Origin of the sequence: Kitasatospora sp. NPDC087861, from assembly GCF_044742585.1 — a bacterium.
Classification (GTDB): domain Bacteria; phylum Actinomycetota; class Actinomycetes; order Streptomycetales; family Streptomycetaceae; genus Kitasatospora.
On record NZ_JBIUUS010000015.1, the window covers coordinates 61,132 to 77,792 of the forward strand.

The 16,661-nt window shown below is 70.3% G+C and carries 13 protein-coding genes and 3 pseudogenes; 5 read left to right on the top strand and 11 right to left on the bottom strand.

The features are described 5' to 3' along the window. Positions 1-296: 296 nt before the first annotated feature. From ACIOJE_RS21695 to ACIOJE_RS21710, 4 genes and pseudogenes are all read right to left on the bottom strand, one after another. Positions 297-461 carry a hypothetical protein gene (locus ACIOJE_RS21695; RefSeq protein WP_400778163.1) on the bottom strand — a complete coding sequence of 55 codons (165 nt, stop codon included), beginning with the start codon at positions 459-461 and terminating at the stop codon, positions 297-299. A gap of 118 nt (positions 462-579) precedes the next feature. Further along, positions 580-873, bottom strand: a pseudogene (locus ACIOJE_RS21700) (transposase); the annotation flags it as partial. Positions 874-1,333: 460 nt separating this feature from the next. After that, complete coding sequence (locus ACIOJE_RS21705) at positions 1,334-1,960, bottom strand: isochorismatase family protein (protein WP_400777971.1); 627 nt, start codon at positions 1,958-1,960, stop codon at positions 1,334-1,336. 198 nt (positions 1,961-2,158) lie between these two features. Beyond that, the gene (locus ACIOJE_RS21710) at positions 2,159-3,187 is read right to left on the bottom strand and encodes an Lrp/AsnC ligand binding domain-containing protein (protein ID WP_400777973.1); all 1,029 of its coding nucleotides are present in this window, start codon (positions 3,185-3,187) and stop codon (positions 2,159-2,161) included. Positions 3,188-3,304: 117 nt separating this feature from the next. Between ACIOJE_RS21710 and ACIOJE_RS21715 the strand changes: the two genes are divergently transcribed. Together ACIOJE_RS21715 and ACIOJE_RS21720 are read left to right on the top strand one after the other, a co-directional pair. After that, positions 3,305-4,864 carry an AbgT family transporter gene (locus tag ACIOJE_RS21715; RefSeq protein ID WP_400777974.1) on the top strand — a complete coding sequence of 520 codons (1,560 nt, stop codon included), beginning with the start codon at positions 3,305-3,307 and terminating at the stop codon, positions 4,862-4,864. 51 nt (positions 4,865-4,915) lie between these two features. Beyond that, the gene (locus tag ACIOJE_RS21720) at positions 4,916-6,088 is read left to right on the top strand and encodes a M20 family metallopeptidase (RefSeq protein WP_400777975.1); all 1,173 of its coding nucleotides are present in this window, start codon (positions 4,916-4,918) and stop codon (positions 6,086-6,088) included. Between the two features lie 377 nt (positions 6,089-6,465). Here ACIOJE_RS21720 and ACIOJE_RS21725 read toward each other — a convergent pair whose 3' ends face one another. Beyond that, positions 6,466-8,217, bottom strand: coding sequence for a ricin-type beta-trefoil lectin domain protein (locus tag ACIOJE_RS21725; protein ID WP_400777977.1), 1,752 nt, complete (start codon positions 8,215-8,217; stop codon positions 6,466-6,468). An 801-nt stretch (positions 8,218-9,018) separates the two neighbouring features. On the opposite strand from ACIOJE_RS21725, the pseudogene ACIOJE_RS21730 reads away from it, so the two are divergent. The 3 genes and pseudogenes from ACIOJE_RS21730 to ACIOJE_RS21740 all read left to right on the top strand — a co-directional run. Next, positions 9,019-9,693, top strand: a pseudogene (locus ACIOJE_RS21730) (alkaline phosphatase family protein); the annotation flags it as partial. After that, positions 9,691-10,158 carry a ricin-type beta-trefoil lectin domain protein gene (locus tag ACIOJE_RS21735; RefSeq protein ID WP_400778156.1) on the top strand — a complete coding sequence of 156 codons (468 nt, stop codon included), beginning with the start codon at positions 9,691-9,693 and terminating at the stop codon, positions 10,156-10,158. The pseudogene ACIOJE_RS21730 and the gene ACIOJE_RS21735, both read left to right, overlap by 3 nt. A gap of 234 nt (positions 10,159-10,392) precedes the next feature. Beyond that, the gene (locus ACIOJE_RS21740) at positions 10,393-11,364 is read left to right on the top strand and encodes a LuxR family transcriptional regulator (RefSeq protein WP_400777978.1); all 972 of its coding nucleotides are present in this window, start codon (positions 10,393-10,395) and stop codon (positions 11,362-11,364) included. Positions 11,365-11,563: 199 nt separating this feature from the next. Here the strand turns inward: ACIOJE_RS21740 and ACIOJE_RS21745 are convergent, their stop codons facing one another. From ACIOJE_RS21745 to ACIOJE_RS21770, 6 genes and pseudogenes are all read right to left on the bottom strand, one after another. Then, a complete protein-coding gene (locus tag ACIOJE_RS21745; RefSeq protein ID WP_400777980.1) occupies positions 11,564-12,787 on the bottom strand; it encodes a hypothetical protein in 1,224 nt (407 codons plus the stop codon). Positions 12,788-13,040: 253 nt separating this feature from the next. Beyond that, a pseudogene (locus ACIOJE_RS21750) lies at positions 13,041-13,247 on the bottom strand (ISL3 family transposase); the annotation flags it as partial. Between the two features lie 5 nt (positions 13,248-13,252). Next, positions 13,253-14,554 (bottom strand): diaminopimelate decarboxylase, encoded by a 1,302-nt coding sequence (locus ACIOJE_RS21755; RefSeq protein ID WP_400777981.1) that lies wholly within the window; start codon positions 14,552-14,554, stop codon positions 13,253-13,255. Positions 14,555-14,779: 225 nt separating this feature from the next. Next, positions 14,780-15,058, bottom strand: a complete 279-nt coding sequence (locus ACIOJE_RS21760) for a helix-turn-helix domain-containing protein (protein ID WP_400777983.1) — start codon at positions 15,056-15,058, stop codon at positions 14,780-14,782. 638 nt (positions 15,059-15,696) lie between these two features. Then, positions 15,697-15,885 carry a hypothetical protein gene (locus tag ACIOJE_RS21765; RefSeq protein WP_400777985.1) on the bottom strand — a complete coding sequence of 63 codons (189 nt, stop codon included), beginning with the start codon at positions 15,883-15,885 and terminating at the stop codon, positions 15,697-15,699. Positions 15,886-15,917: 32 nt separating this feature from the next. Further along, positions 15,918-16,661, bottom strand: a complete 744-nt coding sequence (locus ACIOJE_RS21770) for an SRPBCC domain-containing protein (protein ID WP_400777987.1) — start codon at positions 16,659-16,661, stop codon at positions 15,918-15,920.

Here is a 16,661-nt window from a genome sequence, read left to right on the forward strand (position 1 = left end):
AACGGAGGCGGGCCAGCCTCACTGAGAGACCGCCTCCCAGTCGGTCAGTATCGCTTCGGAAACGGCAGGCTCAGGATCGAGAAACGCAACGCCTGCCGTCAGCACCAGGTGCACTTCACCGAGGAGATCCACCGCTCGACTCACGTTGCATCTAACGCAACATCGTTGCATCGGTTACGCGCCCCGGCCCTGATGCCGGGCGAGGGGACCGACCCAGAGTCGGCCCCCTCGTAAATCAGCAGGTCAGCGGCCTGTACCGGTCACGTCGAATGTCACATCCGATGCAACACCGCCCGTTAGTTGAAGTAGATCCCCGCGAAGGCGCCGTCGTAGCCGGTCGAGGTCATGGCGACCTCGAAGTCGTCCCACACCTTCTCCGGGTGGGAGAAGTACTGGTCGAAGTAGTCGACCGTCAGGTCCTGCTCCAGCCACTCGTGTTCTCTGGCCGCGGATGGCCGCACCGACGGTGGCGTCGGCCTTCACCGACTGCGAGTCGATGATCGCGGCGGTAGGCTCCTGCTTCTTCCCGGCCAGGGCACGCAGCATCTTGCGCAGCCGGCCGTAGAACTCCTTGATGAAGTCGTTGTCGCGCCAGCGGCGGAAGAACCGGTACACGGCCCGCCACTTGGGGAAGTCGGCGGGCAGGCTGGCCCAGCGCACGCCCTCGGCGACCAGGTAGCGCACCGCATCAGTCAGCCGGCGGTGGCAATAGCGCTCCGGGCGGCCTCCCTTGCCGTTCAGCCAGGCCGGGACGGGCAGCAGTGGCCGCACGATCGCCCACTTTGCGTCGGTCAGGTCGGAGCCGTAGCGGCGGGCCCGGTCCGGCTGGTCAGCGGCATTCCCGAGCCGGTGTGCGAGGCAATCGCACGACATGCCGGAGCTGGACGCGGACGGAGCAAGCACGCCACAGTGGGACACCAGGGCCTCCTGATGGTTCGTTGACTCGACATCACCGAACTGTGCAGGAGGCCCTTCTCCTATGCGCCGGCTGCGAAGCGATCACCCGAACGAGGCTGATACGCGCGGAAATTCGAGCAGCAGCCGTATCCCTCGGTTTGGAAATCGCTTCTCAGAGATAACACAGCAGGCAGACCCCTCACGCCCTCCACGGGCTCACCCGGCGGACAGCCGCTGCTGCCTCACCCACGCAGGCACAGGTTCCGTGATCACGGCGCCGCGCAGAAACTCGCACCCCCGTGAGCAGCGACGAGGACAGGAACAAGGCCACCGTGGAGACTCGGTGCCGTGGCCGCCGGCAGGTGAGCACTCATGCCGCCGGAAGCATCCGACTTCCGGGGTCAGACCGTGCCTCTGCTGGTCGGCCGGTGGACCTCTATGCGTGGTGGGCGGCGGAGATCTGGCCGACCAGGACGGCGAACGGCATGTCCAGGGCGGTGTAGAGGGCGGCGGCCTCGGGAGCGGCGTTGTCGGCCAGGGCCTCGACCATGAGGGTGGCGTAGTCGCTGACGATGACGCCCGCCTGCTGCATGCGCAGCAGTCCGGCCTCACGCTTGGCCTGGCTGAAGGTGCCGGAGGCGTCGACGACGACGTAGGCGTCGTAGCCGGCGGCCGTCGCGGAGATCGCGGGCAGTGCGGCGCACACCTCAAGCGACACCCCGGCGAAGACCAGCTTCTGCCGGCCGGTGGCTTCGACGGCCTCGCGGACCCGGTCGTCGTGCCAGGCGTTGACCGTGCTGCGGTCGATGATCCGCTGTCCGGCCGGCAGCGCCTGGACCAGCTCGGGGGCGGTCGGCCCCCACATGCTGTCGGCCGCGGTGGTGGTGACGACCAGGGGGATGCCCAGCACGGTCGCCGCGCGCGCCAGTGCCACCACGTTGTGCTTCAGCTCGCCGAGTGGGATGTCCCGGACGCCGGACAGCAGGCCCACCTGGTGGTCGACCAGGATCACGGCGGCGTTCTCCCGGGTGATCGGCTCCAGGAACTTGCTGCGCTCGCTCATCTTTCACTCCTTCGGAGGTTGAGCCACAGCCTCATCGGTCATCAATCGTGATGGTCGATCTTGAGCGGCCTGCTCCAGATGGAGGCCGCCACCTCCATCATGCGCACGATCGAGAAACGCCACGCGAACACCACCGCCTGACCGACCGCCGAGGCCCGCACCCCTGCACACGTGAGGTGGTGCGGCCGCCGGCCGCGGTCAGAGCAGCGTGGGCGCGTGGAAGGCGCCCAGGGCGCCGTGGACGAGGTCCCGGTCCAGCCAGTAGCGGCGTGGTTCGGCGAACATGACGTCGACGCTGACGGCGAGGATGCCGGGGATCCTGGCGAGTTCGTTGTCGATGAAGAGCGCCAGGGCGGAGCGGTCGGTGACCAGGCCGGTGCAGAGAACGGACAGGTCGCTGGCGACATGCACGGCGAGGCGGGTCTGGGGCAGCTGGTCGAGACGGCGCATGACGTCGGGGGTCCCGCCGGGGGCGACCCGCAGGCGGAGCATGAACGGGGTCCGGAAGCCGAGCCATTCCGACACGATCTCCAGGCGCGGCTTGACCCAGTGCTCGTCCAGGACCCGGCGCACGACGCGGTGCGCGGTGGAGGTGGGCAGTTCCGCGGCGCGGGCGATGCTCGCGGCGGAGGCCCGGCCGTCCTGTATCAGTAGCGTGACGACGGTGCGCTCCGTCTCGCTGAGGGGCTTGGCGGGCGGGTTGGCCGTCGCGGTACCCTCCGGTCTGACCCCGGTGAGCTCCCGCAGGCCGGCATGCTCGGCGTCGGTGAGGAACTGCGGGTCCCAGGCGGCGCCCCGGCGCAGGGTGCTGAGCGCGGGCAGGGCGTTGACGCGGCGGACGCCGGGGACCGAGAAGAGCCGGTCGATCGCCTCGCTGGTGGCCGCCTCGGACGGGGCGTGGACCACGGCGTAGATGGGGTAGTCGCCGGAGATCTGCGCCAGACGCTGAACGTGGGGAAGGTCACGGAGCCGGTCGAGGACTACCAGCGGGGTTTCGCCGGTGATGTCCAGGAAGACGTGGACGGGCATCGCCGTGGAGTGCAGGCCCCAGTCGGCCTGGCCGACCACGCGCACCATGCGGGCCTTGTGCAGCCGGTCGTAGCGGCGTTTGAGAGTGCCGGCGTCGGCGGACAGGATCGCGCCGATGTCGTCCCAGGTGGCCCGGGGGGCTACGTGCAGCGCCCCGATCAGGCGCCGGTCGAGCTCGTCGAGGAGAGGCCCAGTCATGTTTCCATACCCTAGACTGCCGGTTGATCCCATCGTGACATGGAAGATCTAGAAAATCTCTCACTTAGGTGCCATTGTTTGCGGAAAGTTCCCTCATCTTCCGCCGAAAGGGTAGCGATGACTGCCACCGTGACCGAGCCCCGGGAGACCGAGCCCGGGCCGAGATCCATGCGCGCCGTGTTCCGCGGCCTCGCGGCCATCGAGCGGGCCGGCAACCGGCTGCCCGACCCGTTCTGGCTGTTCTGGATCCTCGCGGCGGTCGTCGCCGTGCTCAGCGCCGTGCTGGCCGCGGAGCACGTCAGCGCGTTGCTCCCCGCGACCCACAAGGCCGTCGAGGTGCGGAGCCTGCTCAGCAAGGACGGGTTCGCGCTCGCCATCGGGCACGCCGTCGACAGCTTCGCGCAGTTCCCACCGCTGTCGACGGTCCTCATCGTGATGTTCGGCATCGTCGTCGCCGAGAAGAGCGGGCTGTTCGAGACGCTGCTGCGCCGCCTGGTCGCGCGGGTGTCGGGCCGGTACCTGACCTTCGCGCTGGCGCTGACCGCGATGGTCAGCCACGTCGCCGGCGACGCCGCGTACGTGACCCTGATCCCGCTCGGCGCGGCGCTCTACCGGGCCGCCGGCCGCAGCCCGGTCCTCGGCTGCGTCGTCGCCTATGTGTCGGTCTCCGCGGGCTTCAACGCCTCCCCCGCCCTCACCACGACCGATGTGCTGCTGTCGTCGATGTCCACGGCCGCGGCCCACGTCATCGACCCGCACGCCGTGGTGACCCCGGTGGCGAACTACTACTTCGGGCTCGCGTCGTCGATCCTCATGGCGCTCGTGATCACGATCGTCGTCGAGTCGGTCCTCGCCCGGCGCTCCGACCTGGAGCCCGACGAGCCGCCGGCCGCGCCGCCGGCCGAGGAGGCGGAGGCGGAGGCGGCTGAGACCACCGCCCGGCAGCGCCGTGCGCTGCGGCTGACCGGGCTGGCCGCACTGGCCTTCGCCGCGTTCCTGGTCGCGGCGACCATCCCGCACTCCTCGCCGCTGCGCGGGGACCACGGCGGCATCGTCAGCTCGCCGCTGTTCAGCGGCATGGCGATCGTCCTCGGCTTGTTCTTCTCCCTGGTCGGCTGGGTCTACGGCCGCCAGGCCGGGACCTTCGGTGGAGCCCGCGACGTCATCGACGCGATGACCGACGGCACCAAGGCGATGGCACCCACCCTCGTCCTCTTCTTCGCGATCTCCCAGTTCCTCGCCTACTTCAAGTGGACGAACCTCGGCGACATCCTCGCCGTCAAGGGCGCGGAGACCCTGCGCGACATGCACCTCAGCGGCTGGCTGGTGCTGCTCGGCGTCGCCGTGCTGATCTCGGTGATGAACCTGCTGGTCACCAGCGGCTCCGCGCTGTGGGCGCTGGTCGCCCCGGTCCTGGTGCCGATGCTGATGCTCGTCGGCGTCCATCCGGAGGCCACCCAGGCCATGTACCGGGTCGCCGACTCGGTCACCAAGTGCATCACGCCGATGAGCCCGTTCTTCATGATGGCCGTCGCCTACCTGCGGCAGTACCGCAGGAACGCCGGCATCGGCACCCTCGCCTCCTTCACCCTCCCGGTCGCCGCCGTCGCCTGGGTCGCCTGGGTGGCCTTCTTCATCGCCTGGTACCTGCTCGGCATCCCCTTCGGCATCGGCTGAGCCGCCACCGCAACCTCCACCACTCCACCCGTCCACGCGAGAAAGTCGATCATGAATCCCGCCACAGTCACCCTCACCGACCGTGCCCACGAGGTCTCCTCGGAGATCGTCACCGACATCATGACCCTCGTCGGCCAGGAGACCAGCAGCTATGACCTGGCCGGCCTGGCGGCAGGCCGGGACCTCCTGCACGATCTGGCCGTCCACCGCCTCGGACAGCCCGGCGAGGAGCACCGCCACCGTGGTGGCGAGCGTGGCGACACCCTCACCCTGACCTACCCCGGCACCGGCCCCGGGCACGTCGCGCTGGTCGGTCACTACGACACCGTGTGGCCCACCGGTACCCTCGCCGGCTGGGCGCCGTCCGAGTCGGACGGCCGGGAGAAGCTCAGCGGGCCGGGCATCTTCGACATGAAGACCGGCCTGGCCCAGGGCATATGGGCCCTCAAGCTCGCCCGGGAGTACGGCGTCTCGGTGCCCACGGTCACCTTCCTCTTCAACGGCGACGAGGAGGTCGGCTCCCGGTCCTCGCGCCCGGTGATCGAGGAGGTCGCGCACCACGCCGACGTGACGCTGGTGCTGGAGCCGAGCGCGCACGGCGCGGTCAAGACCGCCCGCAAGGGCAACGGGACCTTCCGCGTCACCGCCAGCGGCGTCGAGGCGCACGCCGGGCTCGCGCCCGAGGACGGGGCCAGCGCCATCACCGCGCTGTCCGAGTTCGTGGTCGCCGCCGCCGCTGTCGCCGCCCCCGACAAGGGCACGACGATCAACCCCGGGCTCATCACGGGCGGCTCCGCCGCCAACGTCGTCGCCGGGCAGGCCACCGCGAGCGTCGACATCCGGGTCAGCAGCGAGGCCGAACGGGAGCGCGTGGACACGGAACTGGAGGCCATCAAGGTCAGCGACCCACGGGTCCGGATCGACATCGACCACGCCTGGAACCGGCCCCCGATGACCCTCAACGCCGCCTCCGCCCCGCTCCTCGGCCTCGCCCGCGAAGTCGCCCGCGAGCAGGGCCGCGACGGACTGTCCGCCGCCGCCGTCGGCGGCGCCAGCGACGCCAACTTCGTCGCCGCCCTCGGCCTGCCGGTGCTGTGCGGCATGGGCGCGGTCGGCGACGGCGCCCACGCCCAGGGCGAGTTCATCTACCCCGACACCGTCCCCGCGCAGACAGCCCTGATCGCGGGCCTGCTGGGACGACTAGCCGCACCCCTGCGCGGCTGAGCGGCGAACGCCGGAGGGCGGTCGGGCGGCTGCTGCCGTCGGCGCGGTGTTCGCCGAGTGGAGTGCCCGTTCCGACTGCCCGGCGGAGCGCCGGGGTCGGGAACGTGCGCAGCGCCAGACGTGCGCGCCCGGCCGTCCGACGACGTCGCCCGACCGGTCGTCGGCGAACTCGACCGTGTCGATGACGACAGGCCTCGTCGTGCGTCGCGACCACGGAGTGACCTCCGGCGAGCCGGGGAGGGCCTGTTCCGGCAGAGTGAATGCGTAACCCTCGCGGACGGCGGTGCGGCAGTGCGCATGTGCGGATGTGCCGGCGGGCAGCCCCGACAGCGGCCAGGTCGCCGCCCGCCTCGACGGCGGACGGCGACCACGGGTCATCAGACGGGCAGGATCCAGATCTGATTGGCCTGGTTGACCTCGCTCACGCCGCAGCCGTCGACGATGATCGGGGTGGCGTCCGCGGTGTCGGACGCGTAGTCGTCCACGCACAGGTGCAGGCCGGTGTTCTGCAGGTAGCCGTTACGCTGGTAGGTCCATTGCTCGCTGGCCCGTCCGTCGCAGGGGTTCAGCACTGCCCAGTAGCCCGCATGGCGGCTGTCGTTGCTCCGGTAGGCGGTGTCGAGGCAGCCTCCGAGGGTGCGGACGGTGCCGTCGCCCGGCATCGTCCAGCGCTGGTTGGCGCCGCCGTGGCAGCTGTAGAGGGTGACGGGGTTGTTCGGGCCCGTGCCCGCGTACGCGTCGTCCAGGCACTTTCCACCGATGCCGGCGATCTGTCCGGTGGGCTGCTGGCCGACGCAGCCCGCACCGGGGGTCACGCGGAAGATCGCGGTGCCGTGCGCGGGGAGCGAGGTGCTGATCGTGCCGGTGCTGGAGGAGCTCGTCCCGGTCCACAGGTCCTTGACGTCGGCCGAGCACCCGCCGCCCTGGAAGCCGACGGCGTTGAGCGTGGTGCCGGCCGTGATCGTGCCGGCGCCGCGGTTGAGCAGGGCGACGGCCCGGTCCCCGTTGGTCAGCGGGCGGGAGAGGACGTCGACGGTGCCGTTCCGGGAGACGATGCCCGCCTGCTTGCCGAGCGGGTCCTGGTCGATGGCGATGATGTCCGTGTTGGACAGCGTCGCCAGTGACGCGGCGGAGAGGTTGGGGATGTCGGTGCTGAGGATCAGTGGCGAGGCCATCATCGACCACAACGCGAACTGGCTGCGCGACTCCTCGTCGGTGAGTGCGTCACCGGTGATGAGGAAGTCCGGGTCGTTCCAGCTGCCGGGGCCCGAGTAGCGTGCGAGCTGCGAGTTGTACCCGTACTGGGCCATCACTCCTGCCTGGTTGCCGTCGTGGCTCCAGGCGTTGTGCGAGGAGTGGTACATCTTGACGTCGTAGCCCTCGCGCCAGAGCTGGCCGCTCTGACTCGCCTGGTCGATGACCGTGTACCAGTTGGCGAGGTCGGACTGGCCGATGTAGAAGTAGGCGGGCGAGGATTCGGAGAAGACCATGTCGCGACCGCTGGCGTTGGCCTTCATGGCGGCGCCGAAGTCCTTGTACGCCTGGCCGTAGCCGGCCGCGGTGTTCGCCGAGGCGGGCATGTTGCAGCCGTCGAGCTTGATGTAGTCCACGCCCCAGGACGCGAGGAGGTTCGCGTCCTGCTGGAAGTGGTCCCAGCTGCCGGGGTAGCCGCCGCAGGTGTCGGTGCCGATGTCCTCGTAGAGGCCGAACTTGAGGCCCTTGGCGTGCAGTTGTCTGCCGAGCCAGGCCATGCCGTGCGGAAAGACCGTCGGGTCGGCGACGAGGTTGCCGGCTGCGTCGCGCGAGGCGGCCATCCAGCAGTCGTCCACGGTGACCGTGTTGTACCCCTTGGCCGCCAGCTTCTTGCCGACCAGGGCGTTGGCCTGGGCAAGGATCAGTTTCTCGCTCACCCCCGCGTCACCGGTGTTGGGGTTGCCGGCGCGGCAGCCGAACCGTGCCCAGTTGTTGAAGCCCATCGGCGGGGTCACGGCCAGCGCGTGGCCGTTCGGGCTGGTGGCGGTGGGGGATGCGACGGCGCTCGGAGCGAGCAAGGAGCCGGTCATTGCGGCGATCGCGGCGATGACCGCGGTGACGGATCGCCTGCGCCAGCGATGGGACGAAAGTGCCATGAGCCACGTACTCCTGACTGATGTCGCGGACTCGGTAGCCGGTCGCTCACCCGCTCCCGCGCACCGCTCTGTCGGCCACCGGAGGAGCTGATGGGCCGGTCAGCGCCGAGAGCGGCACGGGCAAGCCTGGTCAGAACGCGGCGAAGTGACGAGCCGGGACCCGATCCTCGTCATCTTCGGGGTGACGCCGATGAGGTGTCCGGCAGGCATGCCGCCTGCGCCAACCAGTGCAGTGCACCACGGCCTTGAGTGTCAAGAGATGCGTGAAAGGTGACCATATCAAGCATCAATGAGCATGCTCTTCGCATCTTTGGATGCCCCAGCAAGGACATCGGGCCGTCGGCATCTCGGCCCGTGCAGCGAGGCTGGACGCGGCAGGGTAAACCCCCCGCGGCGGCCCCGTGAACGCTCTTCCAGCAAGTGATCAAATATGCGCGAAATCGCTCCGGAATGAGCAGATTCACGCTACCGTCGCCGCTGTCCGGTCAGCGTGGCGGGCGACGGTGGGAGGCCGGGTGTCCGGCGCTCCGCCGTCTGGAAGTCCGCGTGCGCACGGGAGTTGACCGGATCGGCACATGCCCACCCCCCTCAGAGGAACCGACCGTGATCATGCAGAAGCTCTTTCCGAGTGTCCGAAAGCGGCGGCGAACGCCGGGCGGGCTCACGGCCGCCGTCATGGCGGCCGCCGTCTCGCTCGTATGCACCGCCGCCGGACCCGCCACCGCCGCCGCGCCCTCCGCGACGGCCTCCACGACGGACTCCGCCGCGCTGCCGCGTCCGGACCACGTGGTCATCGTGATGATGGAGAACGAGGACTACGGCGACGTCATCGGCAACACCGCCCAGGCCCCGTACATCAACTCCCTTGCGCAGACGGGTGCGTCGTTCAGCGACGCGCACGGCGAGTGGCACCCCAGCCTGCCGAACTACTACGCCCTCCTGTCCGGCTCCACCCATGGGCTGACCAACAGCACTCCCCCGCCACCCGGTTCGGTCGACGGGGACAACCTGCCCAACGAGCTGATCCAGCACGGCCTGGGCTTCGCCGACTACTCCGACGAAGCCACCCCCGCCGCCTGACTGCGCTTCGCCGACCTGCCGGGCACCGCCACCACCCCCAACCCGGTCGACAAGTGGCTGACCTACCCGTCCCCGACCGCCGGCCAGGACTGCGGCTTCCCCGCCGCAGCCGCCGGCTACGCCGCCCTGCCCGCCGTCACCTTCGCGCACGGCAACGAGCACGAGTCCATGCACGACGGCAGCATCCTGAGCGGAGACACCTGGGTCAAGAACGTCTTCGGCGGCTACGCCGAGTGGGCCAAGACCCACAACAGCCTGCTGATCGTCACGTGGGACGAGGACAACTTCACCTCCGCCAACCACATGCCCACCGTGTTCTACGGCGCGAACGTCCACCCGGGCAGCTACAGCGAGACGATCAACCACTACAGCATGCTCCGCACCATCGAGGACATGTACGGCCTGCCCTACCTGGGCAACGAAGCCGACGCGGCACCCATCCTCGACGTCTGGGGCCACACCACCCACGGCACCGGCAGCGGCCCCGGCCCGGTGACCGGCCTGAACAACTGGTGCCTGGACGACAGGAACGGCTCCACCGCCGACTTCAACCCGGTCGCCCTCGCCGCCTGCACCGGCGGTGCCGGCCAGAACTGGACGCTGCCCGGTGACGGCACGGTGCAGATCCTCGGCGCGTGCCTGGACGTCCTGCACAGCGGCACCGCCGACGGCACCGCCGTCCAGCTCTACCACTGCAACGGCGGCGGCGCCCAGCAGTGGGTCGCCCGCGCCGACGGCAGCCTGATGAACCCCCAGTCCGGCAAGTGCCTGGACGACCCCGGCTACAGCCTCGACAGCCCCCAACTGATCATCTGGGACTGCAAGGGCAGCGACAACCAGAAGTGGCGCCTCCCGGCGTAAGCCTGGGGGCAGCGGCGGAGGCGGCGGCATACCCATGTCGCCGCCCCTCGTGACGAACACCCGGCACGACCGTGGCGGTACGGGCAGCGCGGGCTCGGACGCCGTCGCCCTCGGTTCCGCCCTGGCGCTACTGAGCGCGGGCGGCCTGACATCCCGTCAAAGTCAACCCGCCGGCGGCGAAAGGACGACAGTTTCGCTCGCCACATCCGGTCGGCCCATGAGACGATCGTGGATATGCATTCGCTCCATGGTATAGGTATAAACGATACAGCCGAGAACGCCTACCTCCTCCTCGTCGAGCGCGGCCCGCTGACCCGTGCCGAACTGGCGGGCGCCCTGCGGGTGACCTCGCACGCCATGAGCAAGGCCGTCGGCGAACTGACCGGCCTCGGCCTGGTCGAACCGGACGGCACACGGCTGGTCGCCCGACCCCCGCGCGCCGCGCTGGACGTCGTGGTGGACAAGCGCACCAAGGAACTCGCCGCCCTGCACCACGGCGTCGAGGAACTGTCCCGCTTCTGGCGCGACCACCACCACGCCGACGGAGCCGACTACATCGAAGTCGCCCGGACGGAGGCGGCCCGCAGCGCACTGGTCCGGCGGCTCTACGACGAGGCCACCGAACGGGTGCGCGGCCTGACCATCGGCTTCACCGGCCGATCCGCACGACCCAACGTGCTGGCCCCCGGCTGCCGGGAGGCGCTGACCCGCGGAGTCACGTGCACGGTCGTCTACGGGTCCCGGGTACTGCGGGACGGGGCCGCCCGGCAGGCCGTCCAGACCTCCATCGACCTCGGGGAACGCGCCCGCGTCTTTCCCGAGGTCCCGCTGAACATGGGCATCTGCGACGACCGATTCGCCCTCGTATGCCCCCCGTCCAGCGACTGGGACCGTCGGCACCACGTCGTCGTGCGGCGATCGGACCTCCTGGACTCGCTGATCGGCGTGTTCGAGTCGTTCTGGCGGATCGCCGTCCCGCTGCCGGCCGCCGACGAGACGGCGGACGACGCCGGGACGGCTCCCGGTGCCGAGAGCCGGCGGCTGCTCACCTACCTCAGCGGCGGCCTGACCGACGAGTCGATCGCCCGCGAGATCGGCGTCAGCGAGCGGACGGTGGCCCGCCGCATCACCCGCCTCCAGGAACTCCTCGGCGCGCGGACCCGGTTCCAACTCGGCGTCCAGGCAAGCCGTCGCGGCTGGCTCTGAGGAGCCGAGCCGTGCGGTACCCCGCGACGGGCGATGACCGGCCTGCTACCGCGCTTCCACAGCGGCCGGCGGTACGGGGCCGCCACCGTGGGTGGTCTCGTCGTGGTGGACCCGCACGTCTGCGGCCCGGGCGCGCGGCCGTGGGGGCGGCCGGTGCGCGACCCCGCACCGGGCACCGGGCCGCGCACCCGGGACGTCCTCAGTTCGTCGCGTCCGGCTTCACGAGGTCGGGCAGCTTCGCGTCGAAGAGCCCGCCGAGCTTCAGCGAGGGCATGATGTGGCCCTGGTTGGCGGCGTCGTTGACGACGCTCGCGGCCCACGCGGACGCCGCGAGGCGCTGGTTGGGCGTGCCGTGGTGCCCGTAGCTGCGGAAGCCGCAGTCGCCGACCTGGTAGTAGGACTGCTCGGAGGCCAGCAACCGCTTGGTGTTGAGGGCCTCGCCGCGCGAGTGGGTGAGGAAGTACGTGCCGAACGCGTCCGCCATCATCTCGACGCGGCGGTTGGCCTCCGGCCCGGTCAGTGTGGTGTTGGAGATCAGGTTGTCCTCGAACTGCACGTGGTGGCCGAACTCATGGGCGAGGATGCTACGCGGAGCGGTGTCGCCCAGGCCCACGGCTGCCATGCCCTGCAGGATGCCGTCGCCCATGACGATGTGGTCGGAGATGCCCCGCGGGTGCGAGCTGCCCTTCTCGGTGTAGGCGATCGAGTTGAAGGTGAAGTACGGGTTGGTACCGCCCTTGAGGGCGGGCTCCGAGTTGATGAGCTCGATGAGCCACCGGGCCACGGGGAGCTTGCCCTCGACGCTGCCGATGGGAACCTGCATGTACAGGGCGCGGGCCAGCCGCTCCGGGGAGGAGAAGACGTCACCGCCGTGCATCGGCACGATCTGGATGTCGTCGGAGTTGATGTCCCAGAACTTCTTGAGGTCCTTCCCTTCGGACCTCAGCTCGTTGGTGTACTCGCCGTTGACGCCGAAGGTGGTGGACTTGGGATCGTCGGCGGTCAGCATCGCGTCGTACATGGCGAGGGTCCCCACCCCGATCATTGGCAGGGCATACCGGAAGACCGGGTCGGCGTCCTTGAGCGTGTCCCTCGCGTAGGCCGTCAGCGCCGTGTTGCTGCACTGGTAGTCGCCCGGGTTGATGACGCCGTCGAGGATGTTCGCCCACGGGGTGTCGTCCACGCCGAACTCGGCGTCGGTGGCGGCGGCCTGCTCCTGCCAGCCGGCCGGCATCGCGGTCAGGATCTTGTCGACGAGATCCCGCTGATGCGGGGTGAGCGAGGAGGTGTCGAGCCCGTAGGCGGAGGCCACGGCGCCGGCGGCGGCCGTCGTGTCGTCCGCCGCAGCTGCCGGCAGGGAGGCGCCGAGAGCGCAGGTGGCCGCGGTGACAGCGGTGACGGCCCAGGCGAGCGTCTTCTTCACGAGAACTCCTTCTGCGTACCGGAGCCGACACGCCTGCTCGCCCTGTGGGGCGCACGAGGCGGTCGGCCGTGCCGTCGGTAAGAGTGCGTGGAGAACCACTTCCGGAGACAGCCGTCTGCACTGTCCGAATCCGGCATGACAGGAACTCGACATACTCCACGCGTCCGCGGGAATCCTCTGGGTGACAGCCTCCTGCGTCGTGCTTTGCCACGTGCTGCGCGGGCTCTGGGCAGGAACGTCGACGGCGTCTGGCGGTGCGGCCGTTGCGCCAGGGGAGGGTGAGTCCGGCGTCGACGGCGGCGCGGTCGAGTTCGAGGCCGTTCGTGAAGGAGTGCAGGTGGGGCAGGTCGGTGGCGCGGACCGTGGTGATCCGGTCGGCAAGCGTGGCGTCGTTGCCCTCCGCCGGGGTCAGCCGCCGGGCGAACTCGCGGGTGAGGTGAGCGAGTTCGGTCATCTCCGGGCGGCTCACCGCCCGGTTCGGGCGAGGAGCTGCTCGATGGTCTGCGCGGGGCGCAGCAGGCTGAAGTGGACGTTTCCGTCGGCGTCGATCCGGGCGCCGTGGACTGCGGGCTCGGGCAGGCTGTTGTAGTGGAAGGGGGTGGAGAAGTAGTACGCGCCGGTGTCGAGTAGTGCGACGATGTCGCCGGGTGCCAGCTCGGGCAGCGGACGGGCTTCGGCGACCAGGTCGCCGGCGAAGCAGCACGGGCCCGCGATGTCCTGGGGAACGAGTTCTCCGTCCTTGGGGGCACCGGAAGGGTGGTGGGCGGTGATCCGCAGCGGCCAGGACTCGGGCATGAACACGGTCCGCGCGGCGACCTGCGCACCGGCATGGGTGATCGCGATCGGACGTCCGCCGGAGGTCTTGGTGTACTCGACGTACGCGGCCATGAACCCGTTCTTGGCGAGCAGGGAGCGCCCGAACTCGGTGACGACCTGGTACTCGCCGGTGAACAGGGCCGGCACCTGGGCCCGCAGGCAGGCCACGTAATCGTCGAAGCCGGGTGCGGTCTCGTCGCTGGCGAAGTTGACCGGCAGTCCTCCGCCGATGTCGATGCCGACCACCTGGCGCCGGCCGAGCTCGGCGTTGACCTGCTCGGCGAAGGCCACGGCTTTCGCGATGCCCTGGGCCATCAGGTCCAGGGGGCAGCCCTGCGATCCCACGTGCGCGTGCACCCAGGTGAGCCGGGGACGGTCGCGGTATGCGCGCAGCAGCCGTTCCCGGTTTCCGTCGTCCTCCAGGGCGATGCCGAACTTGGATGTCGCGGTCGCGGTGCTCATCGCGCCGATCGACCCGCTGCCGACCTGGGGGTTGATCCGCACCCCGATCCGCGAGGCGGAGGGGCGGGTCGCGAGGATCTCGTCGATGCGGGAGAGCTCCTGGAAGTTGTCCGCGTTCACCGCGGCACCGATCTCCAGGGTCTGGACGAGCTCACCGCGGGTCTTCGCCGGGGAGTCGAAGACGATCCGTTCGGGCGCGAAGCCGGCGGCCAGCGCCTGGGCCAGCTCGCCCGCGCTGGCCACCTCGCAGCCCATGCCGTTGTTCCGGAGCTCCGCCAGCACCGGCACCAGGCAGTTCGCCTTCGCCGCGAAGGTGTGCAGCACCGGTACCGAGGCCGGGAAGGCGCGGTACAGCGCCGCGACGCCGTCGGCGACGGCGTCGAGGTCGACGAACGCCGCCAGCACCGCGTGGTCGGGCTCGAGAATCCGTTCGTGCACTGCCGCACGCAGGATGCGCTCGCGCCGTTCGCCGGCCTGAGAACTCGTCACAATGCACCTTCCGGGTCGCCCTGGGGGAACGCCCGGCGAAGCTCCCGGGCGGTGCGACCAGGTTGCCCGCGGCCCGGTGGCCGCGTCTTCGTGCCGCAGCCCAGGGTTTCGCGAGCCATGCCTTGTCGCCGCCCAACTCGCCGGAAAACGATCACCCTTGTGGTGCCGGGCGACGAGACCGGCCCGCGCCCGTGGTGCGCGGCGACTACGCGCGCGGCAACGGTCTCAGCGGTCGCCGGTGGCATCACGGCCCATCAGACGCAGTTGCAACTGGGCCAGCAGCCGCGCATCCGGGTCGTCCAGCTCGATCCCGCACACGTCACGCAGTCGCCGGATCCGGTACCGGAAGCTGTTCGGGTGGACACCCAGCGCACGGGACGCCTGGGGCACGTCCCCGAAGTGGTCGAGGTAGGCGCGCAGTGTGTCGACCAGTACGCTGCCGCCCTGCTTCGCGTCGTACGCCGCGAGACGTGTCGGCCGAGCCGTGGCCCTCCAGCAGGGCACGCGCCGCCTCCTGGACCAGGTGGGCCGCTGCCGCCCGGCGGGAGCGGTGATGGATCAGGTGCGGGGCCGCCGCCCGAGCCGCCGCGCGCAGCGCATCGGGCGCGGTCGCCGGCAGCGGACGGCCCGCGGCCGCCACCCAGATGGACCCGAGGACCTCACCACCGGCGGATACCGTGATGGCCAGGCGCTCCGGGACGTCGTCCTCGGCCGGACGGTGCACCACGTCCCCCGAACCCCACAGCGCGCGGAAGAACCCGGTCTCCTGCATGACCGCGACCCTCCACTGCGGTACCCGGCGACCGAGGATCGTCAGCCGGCGCAGCTCGTCCACGGCCTCATCGGTGGACGAGTACGCGAGCAGATCCGGCACGGCGGAGGGCCGGCGCTCGACGGAGCCAGCTGAGTGCACGGGCACTCCCTGCGCTGATGACCATCACGGATCTCGCCACGGGGTCGACGGGCGTTCGACCGACGGCAGCCTACCGATCACCGGACCACCGTCCTCCGGGTGCGTGCCGGTCGGCAACGAGCCGAAGACCGGACGGGCCGGGCGGCCCGGCCGTTGCCGACATCGCGGGCCGCATGCGCTTGATCCTCGCTCCGGGCTGGTGACGGCCGGGTGGCCGGGTGTCCTGCGGCTACCACCGGCCGCGTGACGGTGCGGGGTTGAGCTTGGCGCTGAGTGCCGCGAGGAAGGTCGGGAGCTTGTCCACCATGGACTTGGGGACCGGGGTGGTCTGGACGGTGTCCCGCACCACGTCCTGGACGACGAGCTTGTAGGTGCCGTTCTCCTCGACGAGTTCGGCGGCGTAGAGCAGTGTTTCCATCGAGGTTTCCAACGGGGTTTCCATCGGGGGTCCTAGGCTTGGGTGTCGTTGAGCCAGGCGGTCCATGCCTTGACGGCGGCCTGCTCGTCGGTGTCCTCGGCGAACAGGTGGTGGCCCAGCCAGAGCGGCCAGTTCCAGGTGCTGCCGTTGAAGAACCGGTACAGCGCGTCCGGGCCGCGCAGGCCGACGAAGTCGGGGCTGAGCCAGTCCACGACGACCGCCTCCGGGCCGCCGTCCGGACCGGGGACGTGGAGTTCGATCCGGTCGCCGACGGCCGCGTCGTCGGCGAGGCCGAGGCGTCGGCGCAGGGCGGCGAAGTCGGCCGGGTCGGTGGTGGGTTCGGGGCGCTGGGCCTTGACGTAGACGGCGGGGCGGCCGCCGAAGTGCCGCAGATACTCGGCGAGGCCGTGCTGGTAGAAGTGGACGTGCTTCTCGGCCGCGTCCGCCTTGGTGTCCCAGACCTCGTCCCAGACGCCCTCGTGCACCCAGTGGATTCCCATCTGCAGGTGGCTCGTTCCGCCGTCCACCGGCTCGATCCGGTAGCTGAGCGTGTTGGAGAACTCGTCGCCCAGGGTCGCCCGGACGGCGAAGTGGCTCGGCGGCTCCCACACCACGACGGTGCTGTCGGACCGGGTGACCTTTCCGCCGACGCGCGGCTCGACCTCCATGGGGTACAGCCAGCCGAGGTTGCCGCCGCCGGTGGCGACCGCGGCCCAGACCTGTTCGGGTGTCGCGGGCAGGTCCTGTTCCTTGCGGACCTCGAACTCTCGGGTCAT